This window comes from Desulfocapsa sulfexigens DSM 10523 (assembly GCF_000341395.1).
Classification (GTDB): domain Bacteria; phylum Desulfobacterota; class Desulfobulbia; order Desulfobulbales; family Desulfocapsaceae; genus Desulfocapsa; species Desulfocapsa sulfexigens.
In genome coordinates, this window is the sequence record NC_020304.1 from 2,667,530 (window position 1) to 2,694,363 (window position 26,834).

Genomic DNA, 26,834 nt, shown 5'->3' on the forward strand with positions numbered 1-26,834 from the left:
ATGTTTGTTACTAGAAAACTACCTTAAGGTTATTATGCAGGATATACAGCAGGTTATGGTGTTTGTGGAACGTCTTGTGGCCCAGGATATCGGCAAGGCTGTAAAAATCCTTGAAGAAACACCTAGAAAAGATGCGGCCGCAATTTTGGCAAACATGTCACCTGAAAGTGTGGCGCAGATAATCCGCAGACTACAGACCAGTTTTTCTGCAACCCTCCTTGAAGAGCGGAATGTGGAGTCAGCGGCATCCATCCTCACCTCCCTTCCACCTAATCAGGCGGCGTCTATCGTCATGCATCTTTCTACACAATCCCGGGATCGCCTGCTGCCCCATATCTCCGGTACACTTTTAGAAAAAATAAGGGATTTGTATACCTATCCGGAAGGGAGCGTGGGGAGGTATATGTCAACGGATTATCTTACTTTCCTGAAACATGAAGAAGCTGGAGATGTGATAGAAAAAATAAGGGCGCTTGCCAGTAAAAAGACCTTTCCAGCATCGTATGCCTATGTTGTCGATGATGATGGGATTCTGCAGGGTGTGTTGAATATGCGTGATCTCATGCTTGCAAGACCAGAGCAGCCTCTTAGTTCTTTTATGATTGCAAATGTTTACACACTTCATTGTTTTCTCGACAGGAGTGAGGCGACCAGGGAGATGGCTAAGCGCAAATATTTTGCAGCACCTATAGTAGATAATGAAAACAGAATTCTTGGGGTTATCAAAGCTGAAAATTTACTAACCGGCCTCAAGGAGGATGTTACTGCCGACCTCTTGAAAATGGTTGGTGCTGGCGGCGATGAGAAAACATTCTCCCCGATCAGTTTTGCCTTGAAAAAGAGACTGCTCTGGCTAAATGTAAACCTGGTCACTGCTTTTCTTGCAGCGGCTGTGGTTGCAATGTTTGAGGGTATTATTGCGAAGATAACAATTCTGGCGATATTCCTGCCGGTTATTGCCGGGCAGGGTGGAAATGCCGGGGCACAATCTCTTGCTGTTGTGATGCGTGGGCTTGTGATGCGTGAAATTCCGGCAAAGAGAGTACGGGAACTCATATGGAAAGAAACACGTTTGGGAGCAATTAATGGCGTTGCTATTGGAATAGTGACGGCCCTTATTGCCTGGCTATGGCATGGTAACCCATGGTTAGGGCTCGTTATCGGCCTTGGTATGATTTTAAATCTGGCCATTGCGGGCCTTGCAGGGAGTTCAATTCCTATCTTGATGAAAAAGATGGGTATTGATCCAGCACAAAGCTCTAGTATCATATTGACTACTGTAACCGACGTTATGGGTTTTCTGGCTTTTCTTGGACTTGCTGTGATTTTTCAAGATTATCTTATCTAAGAACAGATAAGAATAGGATGTAAACCAGACTCGTACGGTTGATGAACTGAGCTGATGGCTGTGGTGGTTTGTAATGAGAATCTCCTTTGGGGCGCATTTCTTTGTGTCCCAAAGGAGAATCGCTGTATGGTACACCCAGTAGGATTCGAACCTACGACTCCCGGATTCGAAGTCCGGTGCTCTATCCAGCTGAGCTATGGGTGCTTTTTATATGCTGCTTCAGACAATATATATTTATTCCACTACAAGTGTCGGCATGTATCTGCTGTTACCGATGGTTGTGAGCGAAAAAAAACTGCAAGCATCCTAGGCAACTTGAACAGATGATATGCAGTTATTGGGAAACAAATAATCTACTCTGCTAATCTTGTCAATTCCTACCCGCCACAGGTGATTCGAATTGTCTCCGCTTTTTCGGCAATTCCTTTCTTTAATACTTCATGGTTATATGCGGCAATCACATCACGGCGTTTCAGCATTCCCACAACCCACTTGTTTTCCAGATCTTCCACAACCGGAATTTCTTCAATTCCCTTCACATCGAAGAGCTGCATTGCCGTATAGAGGGAGTCATCGGGGGTCAACATAATAACGTCTCTGCTGCAGATCCCGCCTACCAGATAACAGACCCGTTCTGCTTTTGCCCTGTGCAGTATGTTTTTCACGTCCTGCATGGAGATAATACCGGTCATTCGGCCTGAGTCATCAACAACGGGAAAGTAAAAGCTGCTTTTTGCCATTCTGAATATTTCAAGGAGATGATTGATATTGGCTCGTTCTGAAATAAAATCGACATCTTCGGTGATGGCCTTACCAACGCGGACGGACTTCATAATGGCGGCTTCACGACCCTCATGGATATTGATCCCTTCACGGGTAAAGTCAACGGTGTCGATGGAGTCGGAATTGAATTTTTTGGAAACCACCACACCAATAATGGAGGTCAGCATTATGGGGATAATAATAAGATAATTGCCGGTCATTTCAAAAAGAAGGAAGATCGCGGTCATGGGTGCATGCGTTGAAGCTGCCAGAAAAGCACCAATACCAACCGTAGCGTATGCTCCGGGGTCTGCAGTGAAAGAGGGGAATACCATATTGGCAATATGTCCAAAACAGCCTCCAATCATGGCCCCAATAAAGAGGGCAGGGGCAAAAACTCCACCGGCTCCACCTGATCCAAGGGTTATGGATGTTGCAAAAATCTTCATAAAAATGAGAATAAAGAGAAGCAAAATAGCTCCCTCACCATTGAGGACTCTTTCTATGAAACTGTATCCATCTCCCATTATCTCGGGATAGGCCATCGCCATGCAGCCAATGAGAAAGGCACCAGTTATTGGTTTCAGCTGCGGGTGTAGAGGCAATGCCTCGTATTTGTCTCTTACCCAGTAAAAGACACGGATATAGAAGACCGCAATCAGTCCGATGATGATTGCCAGAAGAATGTAGAGTGGCAACTCCACGAAGGGGTTAACCATAACATAGTGTGGAATCGGGAAAGCGGGTATTTCACCGTAATATGCTCGTGTGACAACGGTAGAAAGAGCAGAAGCGATGACAAGAGCGGAAAAGGAGGAAATTTCAAAGGTGCCGAGGAGTACAATTTCCGAAGCAAAAAATATACCGGCTATGGGGGCATTAAACATCCCTGCTATCCCACCTGCAGCGCCAGCTGCAATATATACTTTCATCCTGCTGCCGGATACTCTGAAAAACTGTCCAACCTGAGATCCTGCTGCGCCACCAATCGCGGCGATTGGACCTTCAACACCGGCGGAATTCCCGGTACCGATGGTAAGGGCAGTGGTGATAATCTTGAGTGCTATGGTTCTTGCCTTGATATATCCGCCCTCAAGATTGACTTTGCGGAGAAATTTCGTAAATCCGTAGCCGTTGACTTCTCCTGGAAAAAGAAGTGAAAGGGGAATCAAAAGAACCATGCCGGCCATGGGAATGAGGGGGAGTAACAGGAGGTGCCAGCCGCCCTGGTCAATGTTGAGCAGATCTTTTCCGCCAACCATGAATATTTCATCCACCCAATGAACAATAGTCCGAAAAACGATATTGCAGAGACCGGCCAGAAGACCAATCACGGAGGCAATAATCATCATGCCGGTATTTTCGCCGGGCATGAACTTTCGGAGGTTATATTTCATTGTTTTCTTGGTACCTTACAGCCGACGTTTGCAGCCTGTTTAAGGAAGAAATCATCTGTCATTCCTGCTATATAGTCACAAACCATGGCGGCAGGTGTGTGTGATTCAAGATAGGACGCATCCATGTCGGTCATGATATCTACGGGTTTTGTTGTCTGCCCGCTTTCCAGTTGCGTGAGATAGTGAGTAAAGAGTGCTTCGTAACAGTTTTGAATAAGGGGAAGATTTGTCTTGGTTTTGGGGTGAAGATAGATGTTTTTGTAATTGAATGTTTTCAGTTCCTGGAGAAATTCGGAGATTTCCTGAGAAAACCCGATATGTCCATTTCTGCTGTCACCACTGGATGGAAGGACACTGTTACGGATAAGGTCTGTGACCAGGGTATAAACGATTTCTCCGTTGGTACGGCCAAGTTGTGTGCGGCAGGATTCCGGGATATCTTCGCGTCGTATGAGCTTCAGTAGAATGGCGTCTTCGATGTCTCTTCCGATATAAGCCACGGTGTCAGCCATGCGGACGACACACCCTTCAAAGGTCATGGGAGCGAGTTTGTAACCTGGATTTTCTTTTTTCTTTTCAAGCTCCCTGTCAAACGAGGCAAAGTTTTTAACGGTGCCCGGGCTTATTCTGTTGGCGTGGACCTCACCATCATGACAGAGGATACCGTCGAGGGTCTGCAGACTGAGATTCCAGCCCCGTCCTTTGCGTTCCAGGTGGTTCAAAAAACGAACCGACTGAATATTATGCTGAAAGGGGGGCAGGTCGTGTTTCCTGCAGAGATCTGCGAGAAAGTTTTCTCCGTCGTGTCCAAATGGGGCATGGCCTATGTCGTGGCCAAGGGCTATAGCTTCAATGAGATCTTCGTTAAGTTTAAGAAAGCGACCTATCGTTCTGGCAATTCGTGATACCAGCTGGACGTGGAGAACCCGATGAGTAATATGGTCATTGGAGACCATGCAAAATACCTGGGTTTTGTCAATATAGCGGGTATAGGCCCGGGAGTGGATAATGCGATCCGCATCAAGGCTGAAGGCTTGTCGGTACCCGTTACGCTCTTCCTGTCTTCGACGTATAGCATCTGTTGAACGGGTAGCTGCCGGAGAGAGCCTCTCTTCTTCCATCCTGTTGAGGTGATCGAGCATTGGGAGGAGGCTGTTTTGTGGGCTGGGTGCCTGCATTATTCTACTGATAAAAGAGTGGGGTTCGGAGAATCTGTAAAAGTAAAAAAGGCCATTAGGCCAAGTCAAAAGAAAATATTATACCAGACTGAGTGGAAAAAGCACGTTTTGGAGCTGGGCTCCTGTGAAAAATGGTTTGTTTCCCAAACGTATGTGTTAGAATCCGTCAGATTATTTTTACTTGCTTACAAATAAGAACAGGAGAATTTGCGTGAAGGTTTCCATTGAATACTGCACGAAGTGAAACTATAAACCTCGTGCTTCCAGTCTGGGAGAAGAGTTGACTACCCGGTTTAATGCAGACGTTGAGTTGATTGCATCGGATGGTGGTGTTTTTGAAGTTGTGGTTGATGGCAGGAAGATTTTTTCCAAAAAAGCGTTAAATCGTTTTCCTGAAGAAGGTGAGATTTTTAGCCAGATTCAAGCCTGACAGGGAGTAATGCAAAGTTTACTCTTTGTTGGTTTGCAGGTTGCAGGAAGAGACGCATTCGTTGCAATTGTTTCTGGTGGTCCCGCGTTTACAGTAATCTGCAAAGCCTTCAAGAAGGTCATCGCCACCTCGTGGGCAGACCTGTAAGAAGTTGATAAAGGAAATCATTCGTTCGATGACTTCAGGAGGGGCAGCATGTTCTACTTTGCAGGCACCTTCTTCTGCAGTTTTCGGATCGATGGCAAGCACTTCAGTGAAGAAACGCTTTAAGGCATCATGACGAAAAATAACGTCTTCCGCTGTTTTTTTTCCGACAGTAGTGAGAGTGATTGGTTCGTAGGGTGCGTAATGAATTAACTTTTTTTTGGAGAGAGTACGAAGGGCTTCTGTTACGGATGCCCTGCTGACACTCAGTCGGGTTGCAATATCCTTACTTCTGGCAACCTGTTTTTTGGTTATGATATGATATATTGCCTCTATGTAGTCTTCCAGGCTGGCACTGAGCGGAACCGTTTGAGTAGGCATAATCAACGTATCTTTGAGATAGTATGAACGTACTTAGGGTAGAGGAAGAGACACCCGATAGAATTCTTCTTAAAATACCCTTGTTTGCCAGTGTCGTCAAGTTTGTTGAAGTTGTAGTATTAGTAAACGGTCAGTAAGGCGGCCCAGATACATCCACGAATTGTTTTTATAAAGAGTCCTGATACGCGTCGACTGTGAAAGTAAGTCTAAGCTATTAAAAAGGCAGAGAGTGCCAAAATATTTTTTTTTCGGGCTGATCCCGGAATCCATTATTCTCATATGCTCTGTGAATTGAAAATTGATAATCTTGCTCTGATTGAAAGTCTTCATCTTGATCTTTGCTGCCAAAATGGAAATGGACTGGTTGTGATGACCGGTGAAACCGGAGCCGGAAAATCTATCATGCTCCGTGCCATTCACCTCCTTACTGGTGGCAGGGCATCTGCTGACTGGATTCGTAATGGGGCTGAATGCTGCACTGTGGAGGCACTTTTTGAGGTTTCTCAGAATAACCAGCTGTTGCAGGAAATATTTGCCAAGCAGGGGATCGATGCTGAAGAAACCCTTGTTATGAAACGGGTGGTGACCAATAAGGGCAGGAGCCGGATGTATATTAATGGCTCTCCCGCCACTACCAAAATGGCAGCGGAACTTGCCGTGAGCCTGCTGAATGTTGCCAGTCAACATGATCACCAGCAATTGCTGCAGCCCTGGTTTCATCTGGATTTTCTTGATACCATGGGAGAGACCTGGCCCCTGAGAAAACAGTTTGATCTACTTTTTGGGAGGTGGCAGGGAAAACGAGACGAACTGGAACAGCTTCAAAAACAGGAACAGGAAAAGGAACAGCGCAGGGATTTTCTTCAGTACCAGTTGGAGGAAATCAGGGCCATTGAGCCGATTCCAGGGGAAGACGAACTCCTCGCTGAAGAAAAGAAACGACTGAAAAGTGCCGATACTCTGATAAAGATCAGCAGAAAATCCCACGGTCTTATGGAGCAATCTCTGCTTGACGGCCTGATCCAGATTCGGATGGATATGAGTCAGGCTGCAGAACTTGATGGCGACGCGAAGGAACTGGCAACTGAGCTTGCAGAGTTCAGTTATCATGCTGAAGATCTGGTGTTGAAACTGCGGGAATACAGAGATTCCCTGAACAATGATCCCTACCGGCTTGACACTGTAAATGAGCGCCTCAATGAGCTTCAGGGCTTGAAGCGAAAATACGGAGACAGCCTCGAAGCTGTAATCGCTTTTGCCGAAGATGCTGAGGCACAGTTGCAGCAGATAGAAAACCTCGAAAAGGTTGTGAGTGGATGTGAGGCCGAGGTACTGGCACTTGAAAGCGAACTCTGCCTTTTTGCTGGAAAGCTCAGTGAAAAAAGAAAAAAGACAGCGGTAACATTGGAACAATCCATGGGGAAAGAGCTTGAATCCCTTGCCTTTAACCAATCGGGGCTCGAGGTTCGTTTTCAGGAACATGGGGAGAATGTGGCGGCACTGCGGCAGGGGGGCTGGGATAAGGTGGAATTCTTTTTCTCCGCAAATCCCGGTGAGCCGGTGAGACCTCTTGTGAAAGTGGCTTCCGGTGGTGAACTTTCTCGTCTGATGCTTGCCTTTAAATGTCTCCTTGCCAGGAAGGATATGGTGGAGACAGTGATTTTTGATGAGGTGGACGCCGGAATCGGGGGAGAGGCTGCAGAGGCGGTGGCTAGAAAAATTCAGGAACTTTCCACTCACCATCAGGTTTTCTGTATAACCCATCTGCCACAGATTGCAGCCCGGGGGAATACCCATTTTCTCGTGGAAAAAGGTGTGGAGGACGGACGAACCCAGTCAGGAATATATATGCTTACGCCGGAGCAGCGCCTCAATGAAGTGAGCAGAATGCTGGCAGGGGAGTCTGTGTCTGATCAAACACGTGCCTGGGCTGAAGAACTGCTGGCAAAGGGAAGGGGCGCTGCGTGAAACAGATAACTGCACTTGCCCTTTTCTCCGGTGGCTTGGATTCCATCCTTGCCGCGAAGCTGGTGGCATCCCTTGGTGTACGTGTCCTGGCGGTAAAATTTGTGACCCCGTTTTTCGATTATGAACTGCTCGATGATCCAGAAAAATACAAACAGAAGATTATGGATAAATATGGAATAGAAGTGGTTCTCCATGATCTCAGTCATAATTATCTTGATCTGCTGCATAATCCATCGCACGGATTTGGCAAAAATTTTAATCCCTGTATTGATTGCAAAATTCTCATGTGTCGTCGGGCAAGGGAAATGATGCCTGAATATGGAGCGTCTTTTCTTGTCAGTGGCGAAGTGCTTGGGCAACGTCCCATGTCTCAGCGTCGTGATACTTTGCGGGTTATTGAACGTGATTCAGAGAATGACGGCCTCTTGCTGCGACCGCTTTCTGCAAAACTCATGACCCCGACAACGGCTGAAACTGAAGGGTGGATTGATCGTGAAAAGCTCCTTAACTTCAGTGGTCGCGGACGATCGAGACAGATACAGCTTGCAAAGGAATATGGTATAACGGATTTTCCCGCACCTGCTGGTGGCTGTATGCTGGCTGATCCTATCCTCAGTACACGAATAGAGAAGATCTACAATGGTGATTTTGTAATAAAGGCGGAGGAGATAACTGTTACTGATGTTCGTTTTTTGTTAGTCGGACGCCAGTTTCTTCTTCCGGATGGCTTTTGGGTAATCCTTGGCCGCAATGAAAAAGAAAATATCAAAATTGAGAATCTGGCTGAAGATACTGACGTGTTGGTTCATATGCCTGACAGACCAGGCCCCACTGCTCTGCTTCGGAATTCCAATAACCGCTTGTTAACCAGTGGCAATAAAGACGAGATTATTGCCAGGGCTGCAGGCCTGGTTGTGCGATACGGAAAAACAGTGGAAGAGGATCCCGGAGCGGCATTAGAAATTCAAGGCTTAGGGACAACATACAGGATAACAGGGCACCCGATTTCTGAACAATTGTGCAGGGATTGGATGATACAAAGTTAAGACAAGCCCGCCTTGCGCAAGCACAGTTTTTTTGGTAAACGTCATGTGCTTAAACAGAATAAGTATTTTGCAGCTATACACAATGAGGATAAATAATAATGAAGACAGCCTTTATTACAGGGGTAACTGGGCAGGATGGCGCGTACCTTGCTGAATTTTTATTGGGGAAAGGCTACGATGTCCACGGTCTGAAACGAAGGGCATCATCTTTTAATACTGACAGGGTTGATCATCTCTATCAGGATCCTCATGAAGAAGATGTACGGTTTACTCTTCACTATGGTGATCTCACTGATTCCACCAATCTGATTCGTATTATTCAGGAAATCCAACCGGATGAGATTTATAATCTTGCTGCTCAGAGTCATGTGGCAGTCTCTTTTGAGACTCCTGAGTATACAGCGAATTCTGATGCATTGGGTACACTCCGGGTCCTGGAGGCCATTCGTATTCTCGGGCTGGAAGGAAAAACAAAATTTTATCAGGCTTCGACTTCTGAGTTGTTTGGAAAGGTTCAGGAAACCCCGCAGACTGAAAAAACACCCTTTTATCCAAGATCTCCTTATGCCTGCGCGAAATTATATTCCTACTGGATCTGTGTGAATTATCGGGAAGCATATAACATGTATGCCTGCAATGGCATTCTCTTTAATCACGAATCACCTGTCAGAGGAGAAACCTTTGTTACCCGTAAGATCACTCGTGCTCTGGCGCGAATAAAACTAGGTCTCCAGAAAGATATGTATCTGGGCAATCTGAGTGCCAAACGCGATTGGGGACATGCTAAAGACTATGTAAAAATGCAGTGGTTGATGCTGCAGCAGGAAACGCCTGAAGATTTTGTTATTGCTACAGGGGTGCAGCATTCAGTTCGTGAGTTTGTTCAGATTGCGGCAGAACAACTGGACATGCAGATTGAGTGGCGGGGTGAGGGGCTTCAGGAAATTGGTGTCGAAAAGAATAGTGGAAAAACCATTGTTCATGTTGATTCCCGTTATTTCCGTCCAACGGAGGTTGAAACTCTACTTGGTAATCCTGCAAAGGCTAAAGAAAAATTGGGGTGGGTTCCTGAGATTACCTTTGAGCAACTGGTACAGGAAATGGTTGTTGCAGATCTGAAACTTGCTGAACGTGATCAGATTGTGAGTAAGAAGGGATACAAAGCGTATAATTATTTTGAGTAGGCTTATGGATTCTCACTCATCTATTTACGTAGCCGGACACCGTGGCCTGGTTGGAGCAGCAATTTGCCGATCTCTTACCAAGGCGGGATATACGAACATTCTCACTCAATCACATGCTGAACTTGAGTTGACAAATCAAGCAGCAGTGCAGGAATATTTTGCTGATGTACAGCCTGAATATGTCTTTCTGTCTGCTGCAAAAGTAGGCGGTATTCACGCGAACGATACCTTTCCTGCAGATTTTATCCGCGATAATTTGTTGATACAGACAAATGTTATTGACGCTGCGTATCAAAACAAAGCCAAAAAACTTCTATTTCTCGGATCCTCCTGTATTTATCCCAGGCTTTGTCCTCAACCGATGAAAGAGGAATATCTGTTAACAGGTCCTCTTGAAATCACCAATGAGTGGTATGCCATTGCGAAAATAGCAGGAATTAAAATGTGCCAGGCGTATCGAAAGCAATATGGATTCAACGCGATTAGTCTTATGCCGACAAATCTGTACGGTCCTGGGGATAATTTTGATCTGGAAAATTCTCATGTGTTACCGGCGCTCATGCTTAAATGTCACAATGCAAAGAAAAACGGTGATGCTCAAATGACAGTATGGGGCACCGGAAAGGCTTTAAGGGAATTTCTGCATGTGGATGACCTTGCTGATGCCAGTGTGTTTCTTATGGAATCCTGTGACGATTCGGAACCGGTTAATATTGGAAGCGGTCGAGAAATTTCCATAGGTGATTTGGCTCATCTTGTGGCCAATGTTGTCGGGTTTAAGGGAGAAATTGTTTTTAATACAGAAATGCCTGATGGAACTCCTCGAAAGCTGCTTGACAGCAGCAAGCTTAATACTCTCGGTTGGCATTCTCATATTACCTTGGAACAGGGTCTTATTCAAACCTATCAATGGTTTTTAGAAAATCAGGAAATAATAAGATCATAAAGTAGAGTCTTATCCTGGAAGGTGAAGGGATACTGGGAAGCATATTCCCGGAACAAATAAGTGGGATATAATGGATACTCTTGCGTCAAATATTGCTGTTGTTGGGTCAGGTTACTGGGGTAAAAATTTAGTACGTAATTTTAATACCCTTGAAGCGCTGCATACCATTTGTGATACAAACAAAACGACCCTGACACGTTTTGAAGAGCAGTACCCTGGTATAAATACAGCGACTGCATACAGCCAGATTTTGACGAATCCTGAGATACAGGGGGTTGCTATCGCAACTCCTGCAGAGACTCATGCCACCCTTGCAACGGAAGCACTACTGGCTGGAAAAGATGTTTATATAGAAAAACCGCTCTGTCTCTCTGAAAAGGAAGGTGCTGAATTAAATGCACTTGCCAAAAGACAGAACTGTGTACTTATGGTCGGACATTTACTCTGGTACCATCCGGTTGTTCTCAAACTTAAAGAACTTGTCGATGCCGGGGAACTTGGTCGTATCCAGTATATATATTCAAATCGATTGAATCTTGGGAAACTGCGTAGAGAGGAAAATGTACTCTGGTCATTTGCTCCCCATGATATTTCTGTCATCCTGGGGCTGACCGGGGAAATGCCTGAATCCATCCGTGCTCAGGGTGGGAATTATCTCCACCGACAAATTGCTGACACCACTATGACGTTGATGAATTTCTCAAGTGGCATCAAGGCTCATATCTTCGTCTCCTGGCTTCATCCTTTTAAGGAACAGAAGCTTGTTGTTGTTGGTGAAAAGCAGATGGCTGTTTTTGATGATGTTGCGCCATGGGATGACAAATTGCTGCTGTATCCACACTCTATAAAGTGGAGTGATAACATCCCCGTTGCCAATAAGGCAGAGGCTGTCAAAGTTACGGTTAAACAGGATGAACCCCTTAAGGCAGAATGTGCTCATTTTCTGGATTGTATAAAAAACAGAAGCAAACCACGCACAGACGGTGAGGAAGGGTTAAGAGTTTTAAAGGTACTTAATCGGTGTCAGGAGTCCCTGGAAAATGAACAAAAAGTCCAGGTAACCAGCCACAGTAATCAGGCGGATTTCTTTTGCCATGAGAGTGCTGTCGTCGATTCCGGTGTGGATATCGGTTCAAATTCTAAAATATGGCATTTCAGTCATATCCTCTCTGGTTCAAAGATCGGTTGTAGCTGCAATATTGGTCAGAATGTTGTGGTAGGGCCTAACGTGACCATCGGGGACAGATGTAAAATCCAGAACAATGTCTCTGTGTATGAAGGCGTGAGCATTGGAGATGAGGTTTTTTGTGGTCCCAGTATGGTATTTACAAATGTGATGAATCCCCGTGCTGCAATCTCCAGGAAGGATGAGTATTGTGACACTGTTGTTCGAAGGGGGGTGACTTTTGGGGCGAATTGTACCATTGTCGGCGGTATTGAGATTGCTGAATATGCCTTTATTGGTGCCGGAGCAGTTGTGGTGAAGAGTGTTCCCGCTTTTGCCCTGATGGTTGGTAATCCTGCACGACAGATTGGCTGGATGAGTAAATATGGAAAAAAAATGGACTTACCACTTACTGGTCACGCTGATTTTACATGTCCTTTTACCGGGGAAAAATACACTCTGCGGGATGATTGTGTTACGGTGGTGCCGGAATAGAAATAAGAGTTGTGGTGATCAGCAACCGGGTTCCATATTGTGAGGGGATTGCCTGGAACAAACTTAACGTAGAAGTGGTAAAGGCCTGAATGGGTACAATCAGTCTTTTTTTGAAATCAATAATCAAACAACGGCGTCTCATACTCTCAATGGCCAAACGGGAGGTGAAGTCGCAGTATGTTGGTTCCACTCTTGGACTGGTGTGGACTTTTATTCATCCTCTGGTATTGATTTTTGTCTTCTGGGTTGTTTTCAGCGTGGGATTTAAGGCTGTTCCTGCCAGTAATGTCCCTTTTGTTGTCTGGCTGACAGCGGGGATGACATGCTGGTTTGCATTTTCTGATATGATATCAGGATCAACCAATATTGTTGTCGGAAATAGTAATTTAATCAAAAAAACAGTTTTTCCTGCCCAGATACTTCCCGTTGTTAAAATAACCTCTTCCCTTGTTGCCCATAGTATTTTTGTTCTTATCCTGATGGGACTGATACTTTTACAAAGGTTGCCTTTCAGTATCTTTTATTTTCAATCACTCTATTATCTGTTCTGTATGCTGGTACTGGTGCTCGGACTTTCCTGGTTATTTTCGTCATTGAATGTCTTTGTTCGGGATATCAACCAGGCCGTTGCCCTTGCCCTGCAGGTTGGGTTCTGGGGCACTCCTATCTTCTGGGATATTAATATTATGCCGCAGAAGATACAGTCCGTGCTCAAACTGAATCCGATGTTTTATATTGTTCAGGGGTATAGGGATTCTTTCCTTAATTTTATACCTTTTTGGGATCATCCTATTTTAACGCTTTATTTCTGGGTGGTTGCTTTGTCTATCTTTATACTTGGGGCTGTTGTGTTTCGTCGTTTACAGCCGCAGTTTTCAGATGTCCTGTGAAAGCTTATGAATAGAGAAATTTCAATTGATGCCCATGAACTGACGAAGACCTATTATCTGTATGACCGGCCTATTGATCGTGTAAAGGAGACCTTTCATCCCTGGCGTAAGATTTATCATCGTCCTTTTGATGCCGTTAAAGGGTTGAGTTTTACTATTCACAAGGGTGAGTCGTTTGGTATAATTGGTCGCAATGGCAGTGGAAAATCCACATTGTTGCAGATGATATGCGGAATTCTTCAGCCCACAAGCGGTTACGTAACTGTTAATGGCAGGGTTGCTGCTTTACTGGAATTAGGAGCAGGATTTAATCCTGAGTTTTCGGGACGTGAAAATGTTTATTTAAATGGCGCCATTTTAGGGTTTTCCACAGCAGAAATTGACGATCTCTATGATGAAATTGTTGGTTTTGCTGATATAGGAGATTTTGTTGACCAGCCCGTGAAAACCTATTCCAGCGGAATGTATGTCCGTTTGGCCTTTGCTGTGCAGGCATGCGTTGAGCCGGAGATTCTTGTTGTCGACGAAGCCCTGAGTGTGGGGGATGTTTTCTTTCAGCAAAAATGCCTTGGCAGGATGCGACAGCTCAGGGAGAACGGTACCACACTGCTTTTTGTCTCCCATGACATGGGCATTGTCCGTGAGCTTTGTGAAAGTTCCGTTTATCTGCATAAGGGGCGGCTTGCGTACTGTGGGCCCAGCCATAAGGCAGTGCAGAAGTATTATAATATGGATCACCGTCAGGTCTCTGGTTCTTCAGGAAGTGAAAATGGTGGCGCACCTGTCGCCTCTTCACTCACGGGGAATGAAATATGGAAACAGGACATATCTCAATCTCAGGATGGTGCTGATGCGGAAATACTTTCAGTGAGCATGGAGGATAAAGATGGCTTTCCATCCATGAAGGCAACCATTGGTGAACAGATCTCATTTACATTGTACTATCGGGTAAATAAAAGTGGCCCTATTCATGCTTCGGTTTCTATTAAAAACAGGTTTGACAACCTGATCAGCTGTAACGGAACCTATATCAACAATCTTGAACCACAGACTTTAGCCGAAGGAGCTGTAGGGAAAATTGTTTTTAAAGTTCAATGTGACATGGAGGCTGGCCCTTATACTCTCCATTTTAGCTTGTCTTCCCCAGGGGATCGCCCTAACAGGGCCGCAACAGTTGATGAAACCCCATGGCTTGGTCCTCTTTCCATAGAGTGGGATTATGAGAATCATAAGGCTCCTTTTCTGGGGATGTTCAACCTGCCTGTTTTCTGCTCATTTGGCGAGGATACGAAGTAATGAGTGATACAGCTTTTGTTGAGTTTTTTGAAAAATTTTCTTCGATGTTGAGACTGTAATAAAATGGACAGTGCTATCCGCGCCTTTAAATTGAATCTGGAAAAACTAAACTGGTTACCAGGAATTTCCTATCTGCGATCAAAAGCATTCTTGACTCCCAGACTGGGTAAGCTTCATCTCTATTCCCCGCGTCCTCTCTACATACCAGATTTTTATCGGCAGACTCCTGCGAACCATGAGAACTGTCTTTCCATTTCAATTGTTACCCCTTCCTTTAAAAGTGGCTGTTATATCGAAGACACCATAAAAAGCATCTTGAAACAGATGTATCCCGGGTTGGAATATATCATTCAGGATGGTGGTTCGGATGATGAAACAGTTTCAATTATAAAAAAATATGAAAAAAATTTGAAGGCATGGGAATCCAAGCCAGATAAAGGACAGTCACATGCAATAAATCTCGGTTTTGATAAGACAAAAGGCGATGTCATGGCCTGGCTCAACGCTGATGATCTGTTGTTGCCCGGTACTCTGGATTATGTGAATAATTATTTTCAAAAGCATCCCCAAGTTGATGTTGTCTATGGGCACCGGGTACTCATCGATTCAGAGAACAATGAGATTGGTCGCTGGATCCTTCCTCCCCATTGTCATCATACCATTACCTGGCATGATTTTATTCCTCAGGAGACCCTGTTTTGGCGGAGAAGTATCTGGGAAAAGGCAGGTGGACGAATTGCAGATGAAATGCAATTTGCTATGGACTGGGAATTTATTCTGAGACTCAGAGATGTCGGAGCGACCTTTGCCCGTTTGCCCAGATTTACAGGTGCCTTTCGTGTTCATCCAGACATGAAAAGCATTAAAGACGTCGACATAACAGGCGTGCGTGAAATGGATATGCTGAGAAAACGATACCGGGATCCTTATGTTAGTGATGACCAGCTTGAGCATTACATTCGATCCTACCTGCGTAGGCATCTGCTTCTTGATAGATTGTACAAAATTAAAGTTCTCCGGTATTGACTTCTTTTCATTGCTGGTTCATTAGGGAAAAAGACAATGCTCAGTAAGGTTCATGTGGGCAGGCAGGCGTGATCATAGGTTGTTATGAATAAAATTCATCTCTCTCCAAAAGTATTTGCAGGATTTTCTCTTCTGTTATTCTGTCTTGTGTGGCTGTTTGTTGCGCCTTTCTTTCAAAAAGCTCAATTAAGCGTAAGTCTTGAAACGGAAAGCGATGAATTGATCCAGGTTTTTTGGAATACGAATAATGTTTTTGGCAATGAGCGTGGGTATTTTGAAGAGCAATCTGCCGTAAGACGGTTAAGGGCAGGACGTACAGAATACAAATTTACCTTGCCTAGTCTTAAGGGTATTGAATCACTACGCATTGATCCAGCAACTACAGCCACTTCGTTTACCCTCTATTCCATTAGCATTTCTCAAGCCGGTTTTGATCCCATTGTTATTGAGACGGAGGAGACAGCAAAGGACCAGTTGGAACTTCATGGCACAGGGTTTAAAGCAATATCCGGGAATGGTATTGGTTTTGGATCTTTTACTGAAGACCCTCAACTCATACTCAAGATACGGCCCGTCTTTAGCTATTTTAAATATGTTGTCGATAAAAAGAATGAATACTCAGCCTTTGTATCTCAACGAATGGATCTTTTAGGCCTGGATTGGTCTGGCTTCTTTTTCCTTGGTATCGATATTTTACTTCTTCTGAGTATCAGTGCCACTATACTCACTCTTTTGGGATTAAGAGAAAAAAACAGTACAGAAGTTTGTGTTCTTCTAGGGTTAACAGGACTTGGGGTAATCGTTCTTTCTGTGACTTTTTTAGGGATGGCCTATCTGCTTAACTGGAAAAATATACTGTTTGGACATTTAGGATTGTGGGGATTGATTCACATTGCCGTCGCAAGGGGTTCTGACCAGATGTTTTTCACTGCGGCAGTAAGGAATTTTAAGCAGATTTATGGAGGAATTCTCCTTTCGGTACGAAAAACCCTCTTTCCTGCTGAATGGAAAAGAGTTTCTCTCAGCAGTGCAATACTTTTGGTTCTGATCGTATTTTTGTTGGTGTATTATATTATCCCCGCAGCCTTCACCCTGCCCCTGAATTTTGATTCCAACGATTATCGCCTCTCCCGAATTGGCTATTGGCTCCAAGAAGCAAATATCTGGCAATTTCCAAGCAATGACATCAGAGAAATTATAATGCCAGTAAATTGTGATCTGGCCATGTTGTGGATAACCTCTTTTTTCAAAAAGGGGTATCCACTGGTTCATCTCATGTCTTATTTTGGCGGGTTTCTGGTTTGTTGTTCTGTTTATGCTATCTGCAGGGCATTGGATTTCTCAAAGAACTATAGCCTTATAGCTGTTTTGATCTGGCTTGGTATCCCCAATAGTGCCAGTCAGATGCTTACATCGCAGACCGACTTGTTTACCACCGGTTGTCTGATGGCTGGACTGTACTGTTTTTATCAGGCCATCAGACATAAAAAATATTCTTATTATGTATATGCTGGAATAGGTATAGGTCTATCAGTCGGGGCAAAAAGTACAGTGTTTTTGTGGGGACCGGGATTGCTGTTTCTCTGTCTTGCCATTATTGCAGGCAGGTTAAAGGTCTTACAGTGGAAGGTCTTTGGAAAAGGAATACTGTTGTTGGTGGCTTGTACTGTTTTGTCAGGAGGTTTTGTCTATGGACAAAATGCTATCCGTTTTCATAATTTCTTAGGGCCGAGTGAGGTTGTTGAGTCAATCGATGTCAGTCGTGACCCGGTTGTGAAAAAAGCCGGGGTGGGACAGAAAAGACATACAATGAGTAAAGTGTCTTTTGTTTACTTGAAAGCTCAGTCCTATTTGTGGCAGATTTTCGAGCCCAGTTCCAATTTAACAGTAATACGACCACTGACGGACAAGGCCTTTGATTTACTTGAGCAATCCATTTATAAGACGAATAAAACGCTCAAAGCTTCTTTTGTGTCGATGTTCAGGGCTGCTGCATCCTGGCTCCGCTCAAGCCAGCTTAGTGAAGACTATGTCTCCTTTGGATTTGTAGCTTTCTCTCTACTGCTTCTTGGTGGAAGCCTTGCTCTTTTCAGGTCATTTCTAGTAAGGGATACTCAATCGATTGCTGTCACCATCATTTTCATTTCTATTCTTCTCTATATGATGTTTTTTTGCTGGATTGTGGGGTGGACTGTTCATAGATACCGATATGCCGTTCTGGTGACACCATTCATTGCGATAACAGTGGTGTACTTTTTGTCTACCTGTTCAGCTACAAATATAAAATCTCTCCGTTATTTTACGGTCACCTTAACCTGTGCTGTTGTTCTTTATCAGGTGATGATGGCTTTGAATGTTGCAAGTAATAGCAGGTCTCATGGTTGGTTCGCTTTTCGTTTTCCTCATAAAGTACATAGCTATGTCTTTTATTGGCGTGATGCCAGGCATCTCACAGATAAGCTACCGGAGAAAGTTCATCGTTTGGGACTGGTTTTGGCAAAGGGTGCCTGGAAATCAATGTTCTATCGGACAGGGAGAAATATCTCATCATACACTATTCCGGTACAAGGAGATATTCACGCAAGTCATACTTTTTTAGAAAGCAGAAATGTTGACGCTTTAATTGCAAGGAACCTATCTTCAATAAGTGTAGAGGATAGCTTTAACCTCCTGCCGTCTTTGACGAATACTTATCAGGCGCTTATTCCTGTGAAAAAAAATGCAGAGCGCTCGGCATGGATTATTCCAAATGGCTCGTGGAGTGACGGATGGGTTAAATTGCGTGGGGCGGTCAGAGTTGGCAACTGGAAAAGTAATATCCTTTCTTTGGAAATTTGTAATCCGGCTCCTGTTGATGAGAAGATACTTTTCAGATCATCCGTTAAGGAGTATGAGATACTCGTCACCAGAAATAGTGAGTGTGAAAAAGTTGATATTTCTGTTAATGCTAATGACTATATAAGTTGGCATGTCGATCCAGGTTATCACCCTTGGAAAAACCCAGGTACAAGAGAGGTTCGATCCCTAGGGGTAAAAATTAAATTCCCAAAACCTGAGTGAGTTTCGTAGATTATGAGTGAAAAAAAGGAAAATACTCATCGGATAAAATTGATTATCCAAATTCCATGTTTTAATGAGGAAGAAACCTTGCCTATTGTTCTCGGGGAATTACCGAGAGAATTGCCAGGAGTCGATATCGTTGAGTGGTTGGTTATTGATGATGGAAGTACAGATAGGACGGTTGAAGTTGCGAGAGCACATGGTGTTGATCACATCGTTTCTCATCCACAAAATAAGGGGCTGGCAACAGCTTTTACCACGGGACTGAAGGCATCTCTAAAAAATGGTGCGGATATTATCGTAAACACTGATGCAGATAATCAGTATAAAAGTAGTTATATTAAGGACTTGATCCAGCCAATACTTGATAATAAAGCGGAGTTTGTAGTTGGGGCTCGTCCAATCAATAAAATTGAAGGTTTCTCAAGGATAAAAAAAATTCTTCAACGACTGGGAAGCTGGACTGTGCGAATGGCTTCTGGAACTGATATCCCCGATGCGCCCAGTGGCTTTCGCGCTATTTCTCGAAATGCCGCCCAAAAACTAAATATTTTCAGCGGATATACGTATACCCTGGAGACGATAATTCAGGCGGGGAAAAAAGGAATTGCAATGTCCTGGGTTCCCGTAGAAACGAATGAGGAGCTACGACCGTCCAGACTATTAAGTAGTATTCCGTCTTATATTTTTCATTCGATGTGCACTATTATCCGGATTTTTATAGTGTATCGTCCGTTTCGCTTTTTTGCGTCAATTGGTGTTGTTTTTTCCACTCTGGGAACAGGTCTCTTGTTACGCTTTCTCTATTTCTATTTTACGGGGAATGGTTCTGGCCACGTTCAGTCAGTGGTTATTGCTGGTATCTTGTTAGGTATAGGTTTTCATACAATACTAATCGCCTTTGTTGCCGATCTCATCAGTGTTAACAGGCGACTACTTGAGCAAATAAGAGCTTCTATTCAATGATCCCATGGTGCTTACAAGTACCCTGTGATATTGATTCTTTTCACTTAATGGTTTGTTGCATTTATGAATATTCTCGTTGATCTCTATCATCCTGCACATTTGCATCTTTTTCGAAATGCAATGAAAAAACTTGAAGAACAGGGGCATACCGTAATCTGGGTAACCCGGGATAAAGATATTACGGTTCAGTTGCTGAATGAATACAAATTACCATATAAAATCCTGACAAAGGCTAAAAAAGGCCTGTGGAACATGTTTTGGGAGTTGGTGGTCCATGATTGTAAGGTTTGGTACGAGGCTGTTAGAAATGACGTTGATTTGATGGTTGGTACGTCGGTAAGTATTACCCATGCAGCCCTTTTCTGTAAGGCAAAAAGCTGGGTTTTTGAAGAAGATGATGCCAAGCAGGCAAAACTCATGACATATCTGTCCTATCCCTTTGCATCCAAAATCATTACTCCTGATTTTCTTGCTCATGAGAAACACGGAAAAAAACACGTCACCTATCCCAGTTACCACGAATTGGCTTATCTGCATCCGAATAATTTTCAGTCTAACCCAGAGATTCTTGAGGAATTGGGTTTAAAGGAAGGTGATAAATATTTTATCATGCGTTTTGTTTCTTTGAATGCAAGTCATGATTTTGGGGTGAAGGGACTTTCACTGGAAGCTAAGAAGACCTTGCTTAACAAACTCCTTCAACATGGGAAAGTATTTATAACTTCTGAGGCGGAATTGGATAAAGAGTTTGAGCCATACCGCCTGCGTATGCCCCCTCATAAAATTCATGATTTGCTTGCATATAGTACCCTTTGCATCGGCGACAGTCAGACTATGGCTATTGAAGCTGCGGTTTTAGGTGTACCAGCTCTTCGCTGTAATTCTTTTGTGGGAGAGTTGAGTCTATTGAAGGAGCTCGATGATATCTATGGTTTGACATTTGGGTATAGACCGGAGCACGGGGAAGAACTCCTCGCAAAAATAGATGAATTACTGGCTGAAGATGATTTGAAGGGGCTATGGCAGAAGAAACTGCAACGTTTTTTTAGTGATAAAATTGATATGACAGAGTGGCTTCTCAAATACATTGATAGTGAAATGAAAAAGTAGAAAGAATGTTCGTCATAGAACGTGTGACAATTCTGTTCTAGAATGAGAGTGGTGTGTCCGATCCTTCCGTTGGTGTTTATCTTGACCTGTCTCTGTGTGGATCAGTCATTTCCGGTAACGCCTTTTTTGTGGCTTGCTTAGGAGGATTCTGGTTTGCCTTATCCCCGTCTGATAGCTTTGCCAATAAATTCTATTTTGGTAGACATTTTAATAGCTTACTATGCAACGGAATGATTTTTTAGATTTTTTGAAGGGGAGCCTGATAACATTGGTCTGTATTGGTCATGCTAACCAGTATGTTGTCCACCAAGACCGTGACTTTTTTCAAGATCCGTTATTCAAGGCGATATATATGTTTCACATGCCTTTGTTTATGGCAGTTGCCGGTTATCTTTCCCACCGTGGAATCACGGAGGAAAAAGGCCGATTTTTCTATATTATACGGAGGGCATCCAGTTATTTGCTCCCCATATTTGCTTGGACGATAATTGAACACAGTTCACGCTATTTTGTGTTTAGCCAACCTGTAAATTTTGATATTATTTTTGGTTATACTGGGTTGGACAGACTTTGGTTTCTTTGGGCACTTATCGAATCCGTTGTGGTGACAGTATTTGCTACACTGTTTGGTAAATATAGACCCATTATGCTCCTGGTATCTTTTGTGGCGATTCTTGCCATACCTGACACATCTCATTTTTATCTGTTGAAGTATGTCTTTCCATTTTTTCTGTTTGGTTTCTATTTGGCCGGGAGTAATCTTAAACGAATTGTGATAACCAACATTCAATGGCTGGTGTTACTGTCAGCAGTTGCAAGTCTACTTTGTTTTTTTATATGGGATCAGCATACCTATATATACATTTCTAAAATGTCACTTACATCTGAGAATATCCCTAATATTGTGTTTCGCTGGGTGGCCGGGGGAGTTGCTTCTCTGTTTTTTGTCTCCTTTCTCTATCTTTCCAATTCTTTTATTTCAGTAATGGTAAAAAAAATAATCATACTTGCTGGACGAGACTCCATCTATATCTATATTCTTCAGACGTATATATTTCTTTTTCTCTTTGCCCTGGTTTCGCGGGTTATTCAACCAATCTCTAACATCTTTATTGGGGGCTCATTGTCAATAATTACTGGATGTGTGGTGACTCTATGTAGTTTGTGGATTGGAAATATCATCGCTCAGAACAGACATCTTGATCGTGTGCTGTTCGGTAAACTCCGACCCAGAAATTCGACCACTACACAAATAAAACAGCTTAATTAACAGCGTTAATTCCCAATGTAGTCAAAGTAATTATGGAGAATCTAAGGGACAAAGTACTGTTGGTTGTTTCTCAAAATTATGCAAGTTTTGTTAAGGATCAAGTTGAAAGCATAGCTCCTTATTTCAGGCGTGTGTATGTTCTTGCGGTCACCAGACCTGTGGCAGAAATCTCCAATTTTCTTCCTATACATAGCCTTAAACCATTCAGACAGAAAGTGAAAATCAACCTTTCTGAGTTACCTGAAAATGTTACCGTCATTACCACTCCGCTGTATTATCTTCCATTTTCGTTTTGGTATAAAAAAGTTGGTGAACAGCACCTAAGAGCAGTACGTAAAGCTATTAAAAAGAATGATATTTCTTTTGATATTATCCACTGCCATTTTACCTATTCTTCTGGTTATGTTGGAAAACGATTAAAGGAAGAGTTTCGGGTTCCGTTAATTGTTACTGCGCACGGATTTGACGTATACGATCTCCCTTTTCGCAATGCTTTTTGGCAAAAAAAGGTTGCCGCTACTCTTAAAAGTGCAAATAGGATCATCACTGTAAGCAAAAATAATGTGGAATGTATCAGGAGAATTGGGGTAGAAACAGCGGTGGATCTGATTCCGAATGGATATCAGAAGAAGCTTTTTTATCCCTTGGGGAAAATTAAGTCTAGAAGGACATTACAATTACCTGAATCAGGGAAGGTAATTGTATCAGTTGGAAACTTGATTGCTGTGAAAGGACACAAGTATCTTGTTGAAGCTGTATCTGGATTGCAAAAACAGCACAAGGACCTTTTCTGTTATATAATTGGCAGCGGAGGATGCAGAAAGCAGTTAGAAGCACAAATAAGCAGGCTTGGGCTTGGGGAAAAAGTCATTCTGGTTGGTGCGCTAAGACATGATGAAATAAACACCTGGCTTGGCGCTGCTGATATGTTTGTGTTACCAAGTCTTAAAGAGGGCAATCCTACCGTACTCTTTGAATCTCTGGCTTGTGGCTGTCCTTTTATCAGTGCTCATGTTGGTGGTGTTTCTGAAATAATAGATGATGAGAAACTCGGGTACCTTTTTCATCCAGGAAATGTTAAGGATATGGAGGTTGCTCTGGGGAAAGCTTTGACCAGGCATTGGGATAAGGAATATATTATTGAAAAATCTCAGGCCTATTCTTGGGAATGTATCGCCGTTGAGATTGTGAAGAGCTACGGTGCTGTTTTAGAGTCCTGTTGATTGTTTGAAGGTGAATAATTGAAAATAATTACCGTTGTGGGGGCGCGACCTCAATTTATTAAAGCAGCTGCAGTAAGCCGGGCAATCATTGAGCACAATCAAAACAACCGTTTTGCAATACAGGAAAATATTCTTCATACTGGTCAGCATTATGACGAGAAGATGTCATCTGTCTTCTTTGACCAGTTAGAAATTCCAAAACCAAAGTACAATCTTGGAATAACTGAAAAGACCCACGGAGCTATGACAGGGAAGATGCTTGAACAGATTGAAACTGTACTAATGAAAGAAGCTCCGGATATCCTTCTCGTTTATGGTGATACTAATTCTACCTTGGCCGGGGCTCTTGCCGCATCGAAGTTACATATTCCTGTTGCCCATGTTGAGGCAGGGTTACGTTCTTTTAATAGGGCTATGCCGGAAGAAGTGAACAGGGTTCTTACCGATCATATCTCTGATTTCCTGTTTTGCCCTACTCAGACAGCCGTCAGCAATCTCCACAATGAAGGTGTTGTTGAACACATACACAACGTTGGTGACGTGATGTATGATGTCACTCTGATGTATCGAGAGAAAGCCGAAAAGCAATACACTTTAAGTAACTGGGGAGTTGGTGAAAAAGGATATGTTTTATGTACTGTTCATCGTGCTGAAAATACTGATGATAAAAAGCGATTGCAGGATGTTTTTCTGGCTTTGAACGAGATGGCTCATGATATTCCAGTTATATTGCCACTGCACCCCAGAACTCATAAGATGTTATGTGAATATGGGCTTGAGCATTTGCTTAAAAAACTGCAGGTGATAGAACCGCTATCTTACCTGGAAATGACCCGTCTGGAGATGTCAGCAAAAGCGATTGTTACTGACTCTGGTGGCATACAGAAAGAGGCGTATTTCCATAGAGTTCCCTGTCTGACATTACGTGATGAGACTGAATGGATTGAAACCGTTGCCATGGGATGTAATTTTCTCTGTGGAGCAGAGAGAAAAACAATTCTTGCAGGTTGGGCTTCCATTGCGAACAGTGATAATGTTTTTGCAACTGTGGATGAGCAAGGTGAATTGCCGTACGGTAACGGTTTTGCGTCCAGATTGATCGTAGAGAAGTTGTTATAGAGCTAGTCTGTGATTTATTAAGACTTCAAACCAGTAGAAGGAATAAAACACTTTTTGAAAAAGTGTATAAGATAAATTTTTATTAGATTGAGTTGGATATGTTAACGAATAAAAACATTTTAATAACGGGTGGTACTGGTTCTTTTGGAAAGCAATATACACGGACTCTTCTAGAAAGATATGATCCTAAGAGGATAGTAATATTTTCCCGTGATGAATTGAAACAATTTGAAATGGCCCAGGAGTTTACGTCGCCAGTGATGCGTTATTTTATCGGTGATGTACGGGATTATGATCGGGTGACGGAAGCTATGGAGGGTATTGATTATGTTATTCATGCCGCAGCCATGAAACAGGTTCCCGCAGCAGAATACAATCCCATGGAGTGTATTAAGACAAATATTTATGGTGCTGAAAATGTTATCAAGGCTGCTATAAAAAATAATGTGTCTAAGATTATCGCCCTCTCAACAGATAAGGCAGCCAACCCTATCAACCTGTATGGTGCAACAAAGCTTGCTTCCGATAAGCTTTTTGTGGCTGCCAATAATATGGTTGGGAAAAACCCGAGTAGGTTTTCGGTTGTGCGCTACGGAAATGTGGTTGGCTCACGCGGATCAGTTGTTCCATTTTTTAAAAAATTGATTTCTGAAGGGATCGAGAAACTTCCAGTAACTCACGCCGAGATGACACGTTTTTGGATCACACTTCAGCAGGGCGTAGATTTTGTTTTGAAAAATTTTGAAAGGATGAAGGGTGGGGAAATTTTTGTCCCTAAGATTCCTTCTATGAGAGTTGTTGATTTGGCTGAATCCCTTGCTCCTGGAATGGATATCGAGATTATCGGTATTCGTCCCGGTGAAAAACTGCATGAAATCATGTGCCCTGCTGATGATTCTCATCTCACTCTGGAATTTGAGGATCATTTTGTCATACGTCCCAGTATAAAATTTCACAATCGTGATTATGATTTCAGCGTTAATGGCCTTGGTGAACAAGGTAAAACTGTCATACAGGGCTTTGAATATAATTCGGGGAAAAATTCACATTTTTTGAATGTTGAGGAGCTGATAGCGTTCGACAGGTTTGCAGAATTATGATCCCCTACGGACGACAAGAGATTACTCCTTCTGACATAGAAGCTGTTGTTGATGTACTGAAATCGGATTTTCTGACTCAGGGACCAGCAGTACCGAAGTTTGAGAAAGCTGTTGCTAGCTATTGTGGCGCAATGTATGGAATAGCTGTGAATAGTGGGACATCTGCGTTGCATATAGCCTGTATGGCCTTGGGCGTCGGTAAAAATGATTTGGTCTGGACTTCTCCCGTTACTTTTGTCGCGTCAGCAAATTGCGCCAGGTTTTGTGGTGCGGATATTGATTTTGTCGATATTGATCCCAAAACCTATAATATGAGTGTTAGTGCTCTGGAGAGCAAGCTGAAAGTGGCAGCTGCCTGTAATTGCTTGCCCAAGGTTGTTATTCCGGTGCACCTTTCTGGACAATCATGCGATATGTTGTCTATCAGAAGATTGGCTGATCAGTATGGGTTTGCAATTATAGAAGATGCCTGTCATGCTTTAGGTGCTAGGTTTCGGGAAGAAAAAATAGGCTCTTGCAAATATTCTGATATTACGGTGTTCAGCTTTCATCCAGTTAAAATTATTACCACTGCTGAAGGTGGGATGGCTCTCACCAATCAAAAAGAATTAGCTGAAAAGATGGATCTGTATAGAACTCATGCCATAACCAAAGATCCAGCTAGAATGACTCATGTACCTGACGGGCCGTGGTATTATCAGCAACTTGATCTTGGCTATAATTATCGAATGACAGAAATACAGGCAGCTCTTGGTGTAAGCCAGTTAACCCGGCTTGATGAAGTGGTGGAAAAAAGGCATGTCCTTGCTGACAGGTACAATAGTTCCCTTGATAACTTACCTCTGACACTTCCGTATCAGGATGCGAACAACTATTCAGCATATCATCTTTATATTATTCGGCTGAATCTTGAAAAGATTAGTTTTACTCATAAACAGGTGTTTGAAGAATTACATTCTGATGGTGTAGGTGTGAATCTTCATTATATTCCTGTTTACAGGCAACCATATTATAGCATTTTGGGCTTTAAGTCTGAGGATTTTCCAGAATCAGAAAAGTACTATCAGGAGGCAATCAGTATTCCCCTGTATCATCATCTTAGTAAGGAAGATCAAGACAGGGTAATTACGAGTCTTCGGAGAATTTTAAAGTAGCTTTTAGTAAAACCAGGCAGCATTTCACCTCCCTGATACTATCCTTAAATCCACGCAATTATATTGTACACTGTTACGATGGAGAGACAAGCGTAAAACTATTTTAATAAGCACTGTCGCCGTTATATGATCAGGGGAGCCCCAATTGTAGGTGGCTTGGCGATGATGCCTTTGAG

General features: G+C 43.2%; 21 protein-coding genes and 1 tRNA gene. 18 read left to right on the forward strand and 4 right to left on the reverse strand.

The window, feature by feature from the left end:
- Positions 1-34 precede the first annotated feature (34 nt).
- Positions 35-1,348 (forward strand): magnesium transporter, encoded by a 1,314-nt coding sequence (gene mgtE, locus UWK_RS11885; RefSeq protein WP_015404622.1) that lies wholly within the window; start codon positions 35-37, stop codon positions 1,346-1,348.
- Between the two features lie 127 nt (positions 1,349-1,475).
- On the opposite strand, the gene UWK_RS11890 is transcribed toward mgtE, so the two are convergent.
- The 3 genes from UWK_RS11890 to UWK_RS11900 form a co-directional block, all read right to left on the reverse strand.
- Positions 1,476-1,552 (reverse strand) — tRNA-Arg (locus UWK_RS11890).
- A 173-nt stretch (positions 1,553-1,725) separates the two neighbouring features.
- Complete coding sequence (locus UWK_RS11895; RefSeq protein ID WP_015404623.1) at positions 1,726-3,507, reverse strand: chloride channel protein; 1,782 nt, start codon at positions 3,505-3,507, stop codon at positions 1,726-1,728.
- Entirely contained in the window at positions 3,504-4,685 is a 1,182-nt protein-coding gene (locus UWK_RS11900) for a deoxyguanosinetriphosphate triphosphohydrolase family protein (RefSeq protein ID WP_015404624.1), read from the reverse strand. Before UWK_RS11900 ends, UWK_RS11895 begins: the two co-directional genes overlap by 4 nt.
- A gap of 211 nt (positions 4,686-4,896) precedes the next feature.
- On the opposite strand from UWK_RS11900, the gene UWK_RS19055 reads away from it, so the two are divergent.
- A complete protein-coding gene (locus tag UWK_RS19055) occupies positions 4,897-5,115 on the forward strand; it encodes a SelT/SelW/SelH family (seleno)protein (RefSeq protein WP_322740783.1) in 219 nt (72 codons plus the stop codon).
- A gap of 18 nt (positions 5,116-5,133) precedes the next feature.
- Here the strand turns inward: UWK_RS19055 and UWK_RS11905 are convergent, their stop codons facing one another.
- Positions 5,134-5,640, reverse strand: a complete 507-nt coding sequence (locus UWK_RS11905; RefSeq protein ID WP_015404625.1) for a metal-dependent transcriptional regulator — start codon at positions 5,638-5,640, stop codon at positions 5,134-5,136.
- 279 nt (positions 5,641-5,919) lie between these two features.
- Here UWK_RS11905 and recN point away from each other — a divergent pair, with 279 nt between their 5' ends.
- The 16 genes from recN (at position 5,920) to pseC (ending at position 26,658) form a co-directional block, all read left to right on the forward strand.
- Positions 5,920-7,608 carry a DNA repair protein RecN gene (recN, locus tag UWK_RS11910; RefSeq protein ID WP_015404627.1) on the forward strand — a complete coding sequence of 563 codons (1,689 nt, stop codon included), beginning with the start codon at positions 5,920-5,922 and terminating at the stop codon, positions 7,606-7,608.
- Complete coding sequence (locus tag UWK_RS11915) at positions 7,605-8,654, forward strand: DUF814 domain-containing protein (RefSeq protein ID WP_015404628.1); 1,050 nt, start codon at positions 7,605-7,607, stop codon at positions 8,652-8,654. The genes recN and UWK_RS11915 overlap by 4 nt, the downstream gene beginning before the upstream one ends.
- A 98-nt stretch (positions 8,655-8,752) precedes the next feature.
- A complete protein-coding gene (gmd, locus tag UWK_RS11920; RefSeq protein WP_015404629.1) occupies positions 8,753-9,838 on the forward strand; it encodes a GDP-mannose 4,6-dehydratase in 1,086 nt (361 codons plus the stop codon).
- A 4-nt stretch (positions 9,839-9,842) separates the two neighbouring features.
- Positions 9,843-10,784 carry a GDP-L-fucose synthase gene (fcl, locus tag UWK_RS11925; protein WP_015404630.1) on the forward strand — a complete coding sequence of 314 codons (942 nt, stop codon included), beginning with the start codon at positions 9,843-9,845 and terminating at the stop codon, positions 10,782-10,784.
- Positions 10,785-10,854: 70 nt separating this feature from the next.
- On the forward strand, positions 10,855-12,444 hold the full coding sequence (locus UWK_RS20050) for a Gfo/Idh/MocA family oxidoreductase (protein WP_015404631.1): 1,590 nt from the start codon (positions 10,855-10,857) through the stop codon (positions 12,442-12,444).
- 89 nt (positions 12,445-12,533) lie between these two features.
- Positions 12,534-13,334, forward strand: coding sequence for an ABC transporter permease (locus tag UWK_RS11935; RefSeq protein WP_015404632.1), 801 nt, complete (start codon positions 12,534-12,536; stop codon positions 13,332-13,334).
- 6 nt (positions 13,335-13,340) lie between these two features.
- The gene (locus tag UWK_RS19610; protein WP_015404633.1) at positions 13,341-14,630 is read left to right on the forward strand and encodes an ABC transporter ATP-binding protein; all 1,290 of its coding nucleotides are present in this window, start codon (positions 13,341-13,343) and stop codon (positions 14,628-14,630) included.
- A 63-nt stretch (positions 14,631-14,693) separates the two neighbouring features.
- Positions 14,694-15,656, forward strand: coding sequence for a glycosyltransferase family 2 protein (locus UWK_RS11945; protein ID WP_015404634.1), 963 nt, complete (start codon positions 14,694-14,696; stop codon positions 15,654-15,656).
- Between the two features lie 84 nt (positions 15,657-15,740).
- Positions 15,741-18,716, forward strand: coding sequence for an ArnT family glycosyltransferase (locus tag UWK_RS11950; protein ID WP_015404635.1), 2,976 nt, complete (start codon positions 15,741-15,743; stop codon positions 18,714-18,716).
- A 12-nt stretch (positions 18,717-18,728) separates the two neighbouring features.
- On the forward strand, positions 18,729-19,682 hold the full coding sequence (locus tag UWK_RS11955) for a glycosyltransferase family 2 protein (protein WP_015404636.1): 954 nt from the start codon (positions 18,729-18,731) through the stop codon (positions 19,680-19,682).
- A gap of 63 nt (positions 19,683-19,745) precedes the next feature.
- A complete protein-coding gene (locus tag UWK_RS11960) occupies positions 19,746-20,792 on the forward strand; it encodes a DUF354 domain-containing protein (RefSeq protein WP_015404637.1) in 1,047 nt (348 codons plus the stop codon).
- A gap of 220 nt (positions 20,793-21,012) precedes the next feature.
- The gene (locus UWK_RS11965; protein WP_015404638.1) at positions 21,013-22,062 is read left to right on the forward strand and encodes an acyltransferase family protein; all 1,050 of its coding nucleotides are present in this window, start codon (positions 21,013-21,015) and stop codon (positions 22,060-22,062) included.
- Between the two features lie 32 nt (positions 22,063-22,094).
- Positions 22,095-23,285, forward strand: a complete 1,191-nt coding sequence (locus UWK_RS11970) for a glycosyltransferase (protein ID WP_015404639.1) — start codon at positions 22,095-22,097, stop codon at positions 23,283-23,285.
- Positions 23,286-23,303: 18 nt separating this feature from the next.
- Positions 23,304-24,404 carry a non-hydrolyzing UDP-N-acetylglucosamine 2-epimerase gene (gene wecB, locus UWK_RS11975; RefSeq protein ID WP_015404640.1) on the forward strand — a complete coding sequence of 367 codons (1,101 nt, stop codon included), beginning with the start codon at positions 23,304-23,306 and terminating at the stop codon, positions 24,402-24,404.
- Between the two features lie 98 nt (positions 24,405-24,502).
- A complete protein-coding gene (pseB, locus tag UWK_RS11980; protein WP_015404641.1) occupies positions 24,503-25,504 on the forward strand; it encodes a UDP-N-acetylglucosamine 4,6-dehydratase (inverting) in 1,002 nt (333 codons plus the stop codon).
- A complete protein-coding gene (gene pseC, locus UWK_RS11985; protein ID WP_015404642.1) occupies positions 25,501-26,658 on the forward strand; it encodes a UDP-4-amino-4,6-dideoxy-N-acetyl-beta-L-altrosamine transaminase in 1,158 nt (385 codons plus the stop codon). The genes pseB and pseC overlap by 4 nt, the downstream gene beginning before the upstream one ends.
- Positions 26,659-26,834 lie beyond the last annotated feature (176 nt).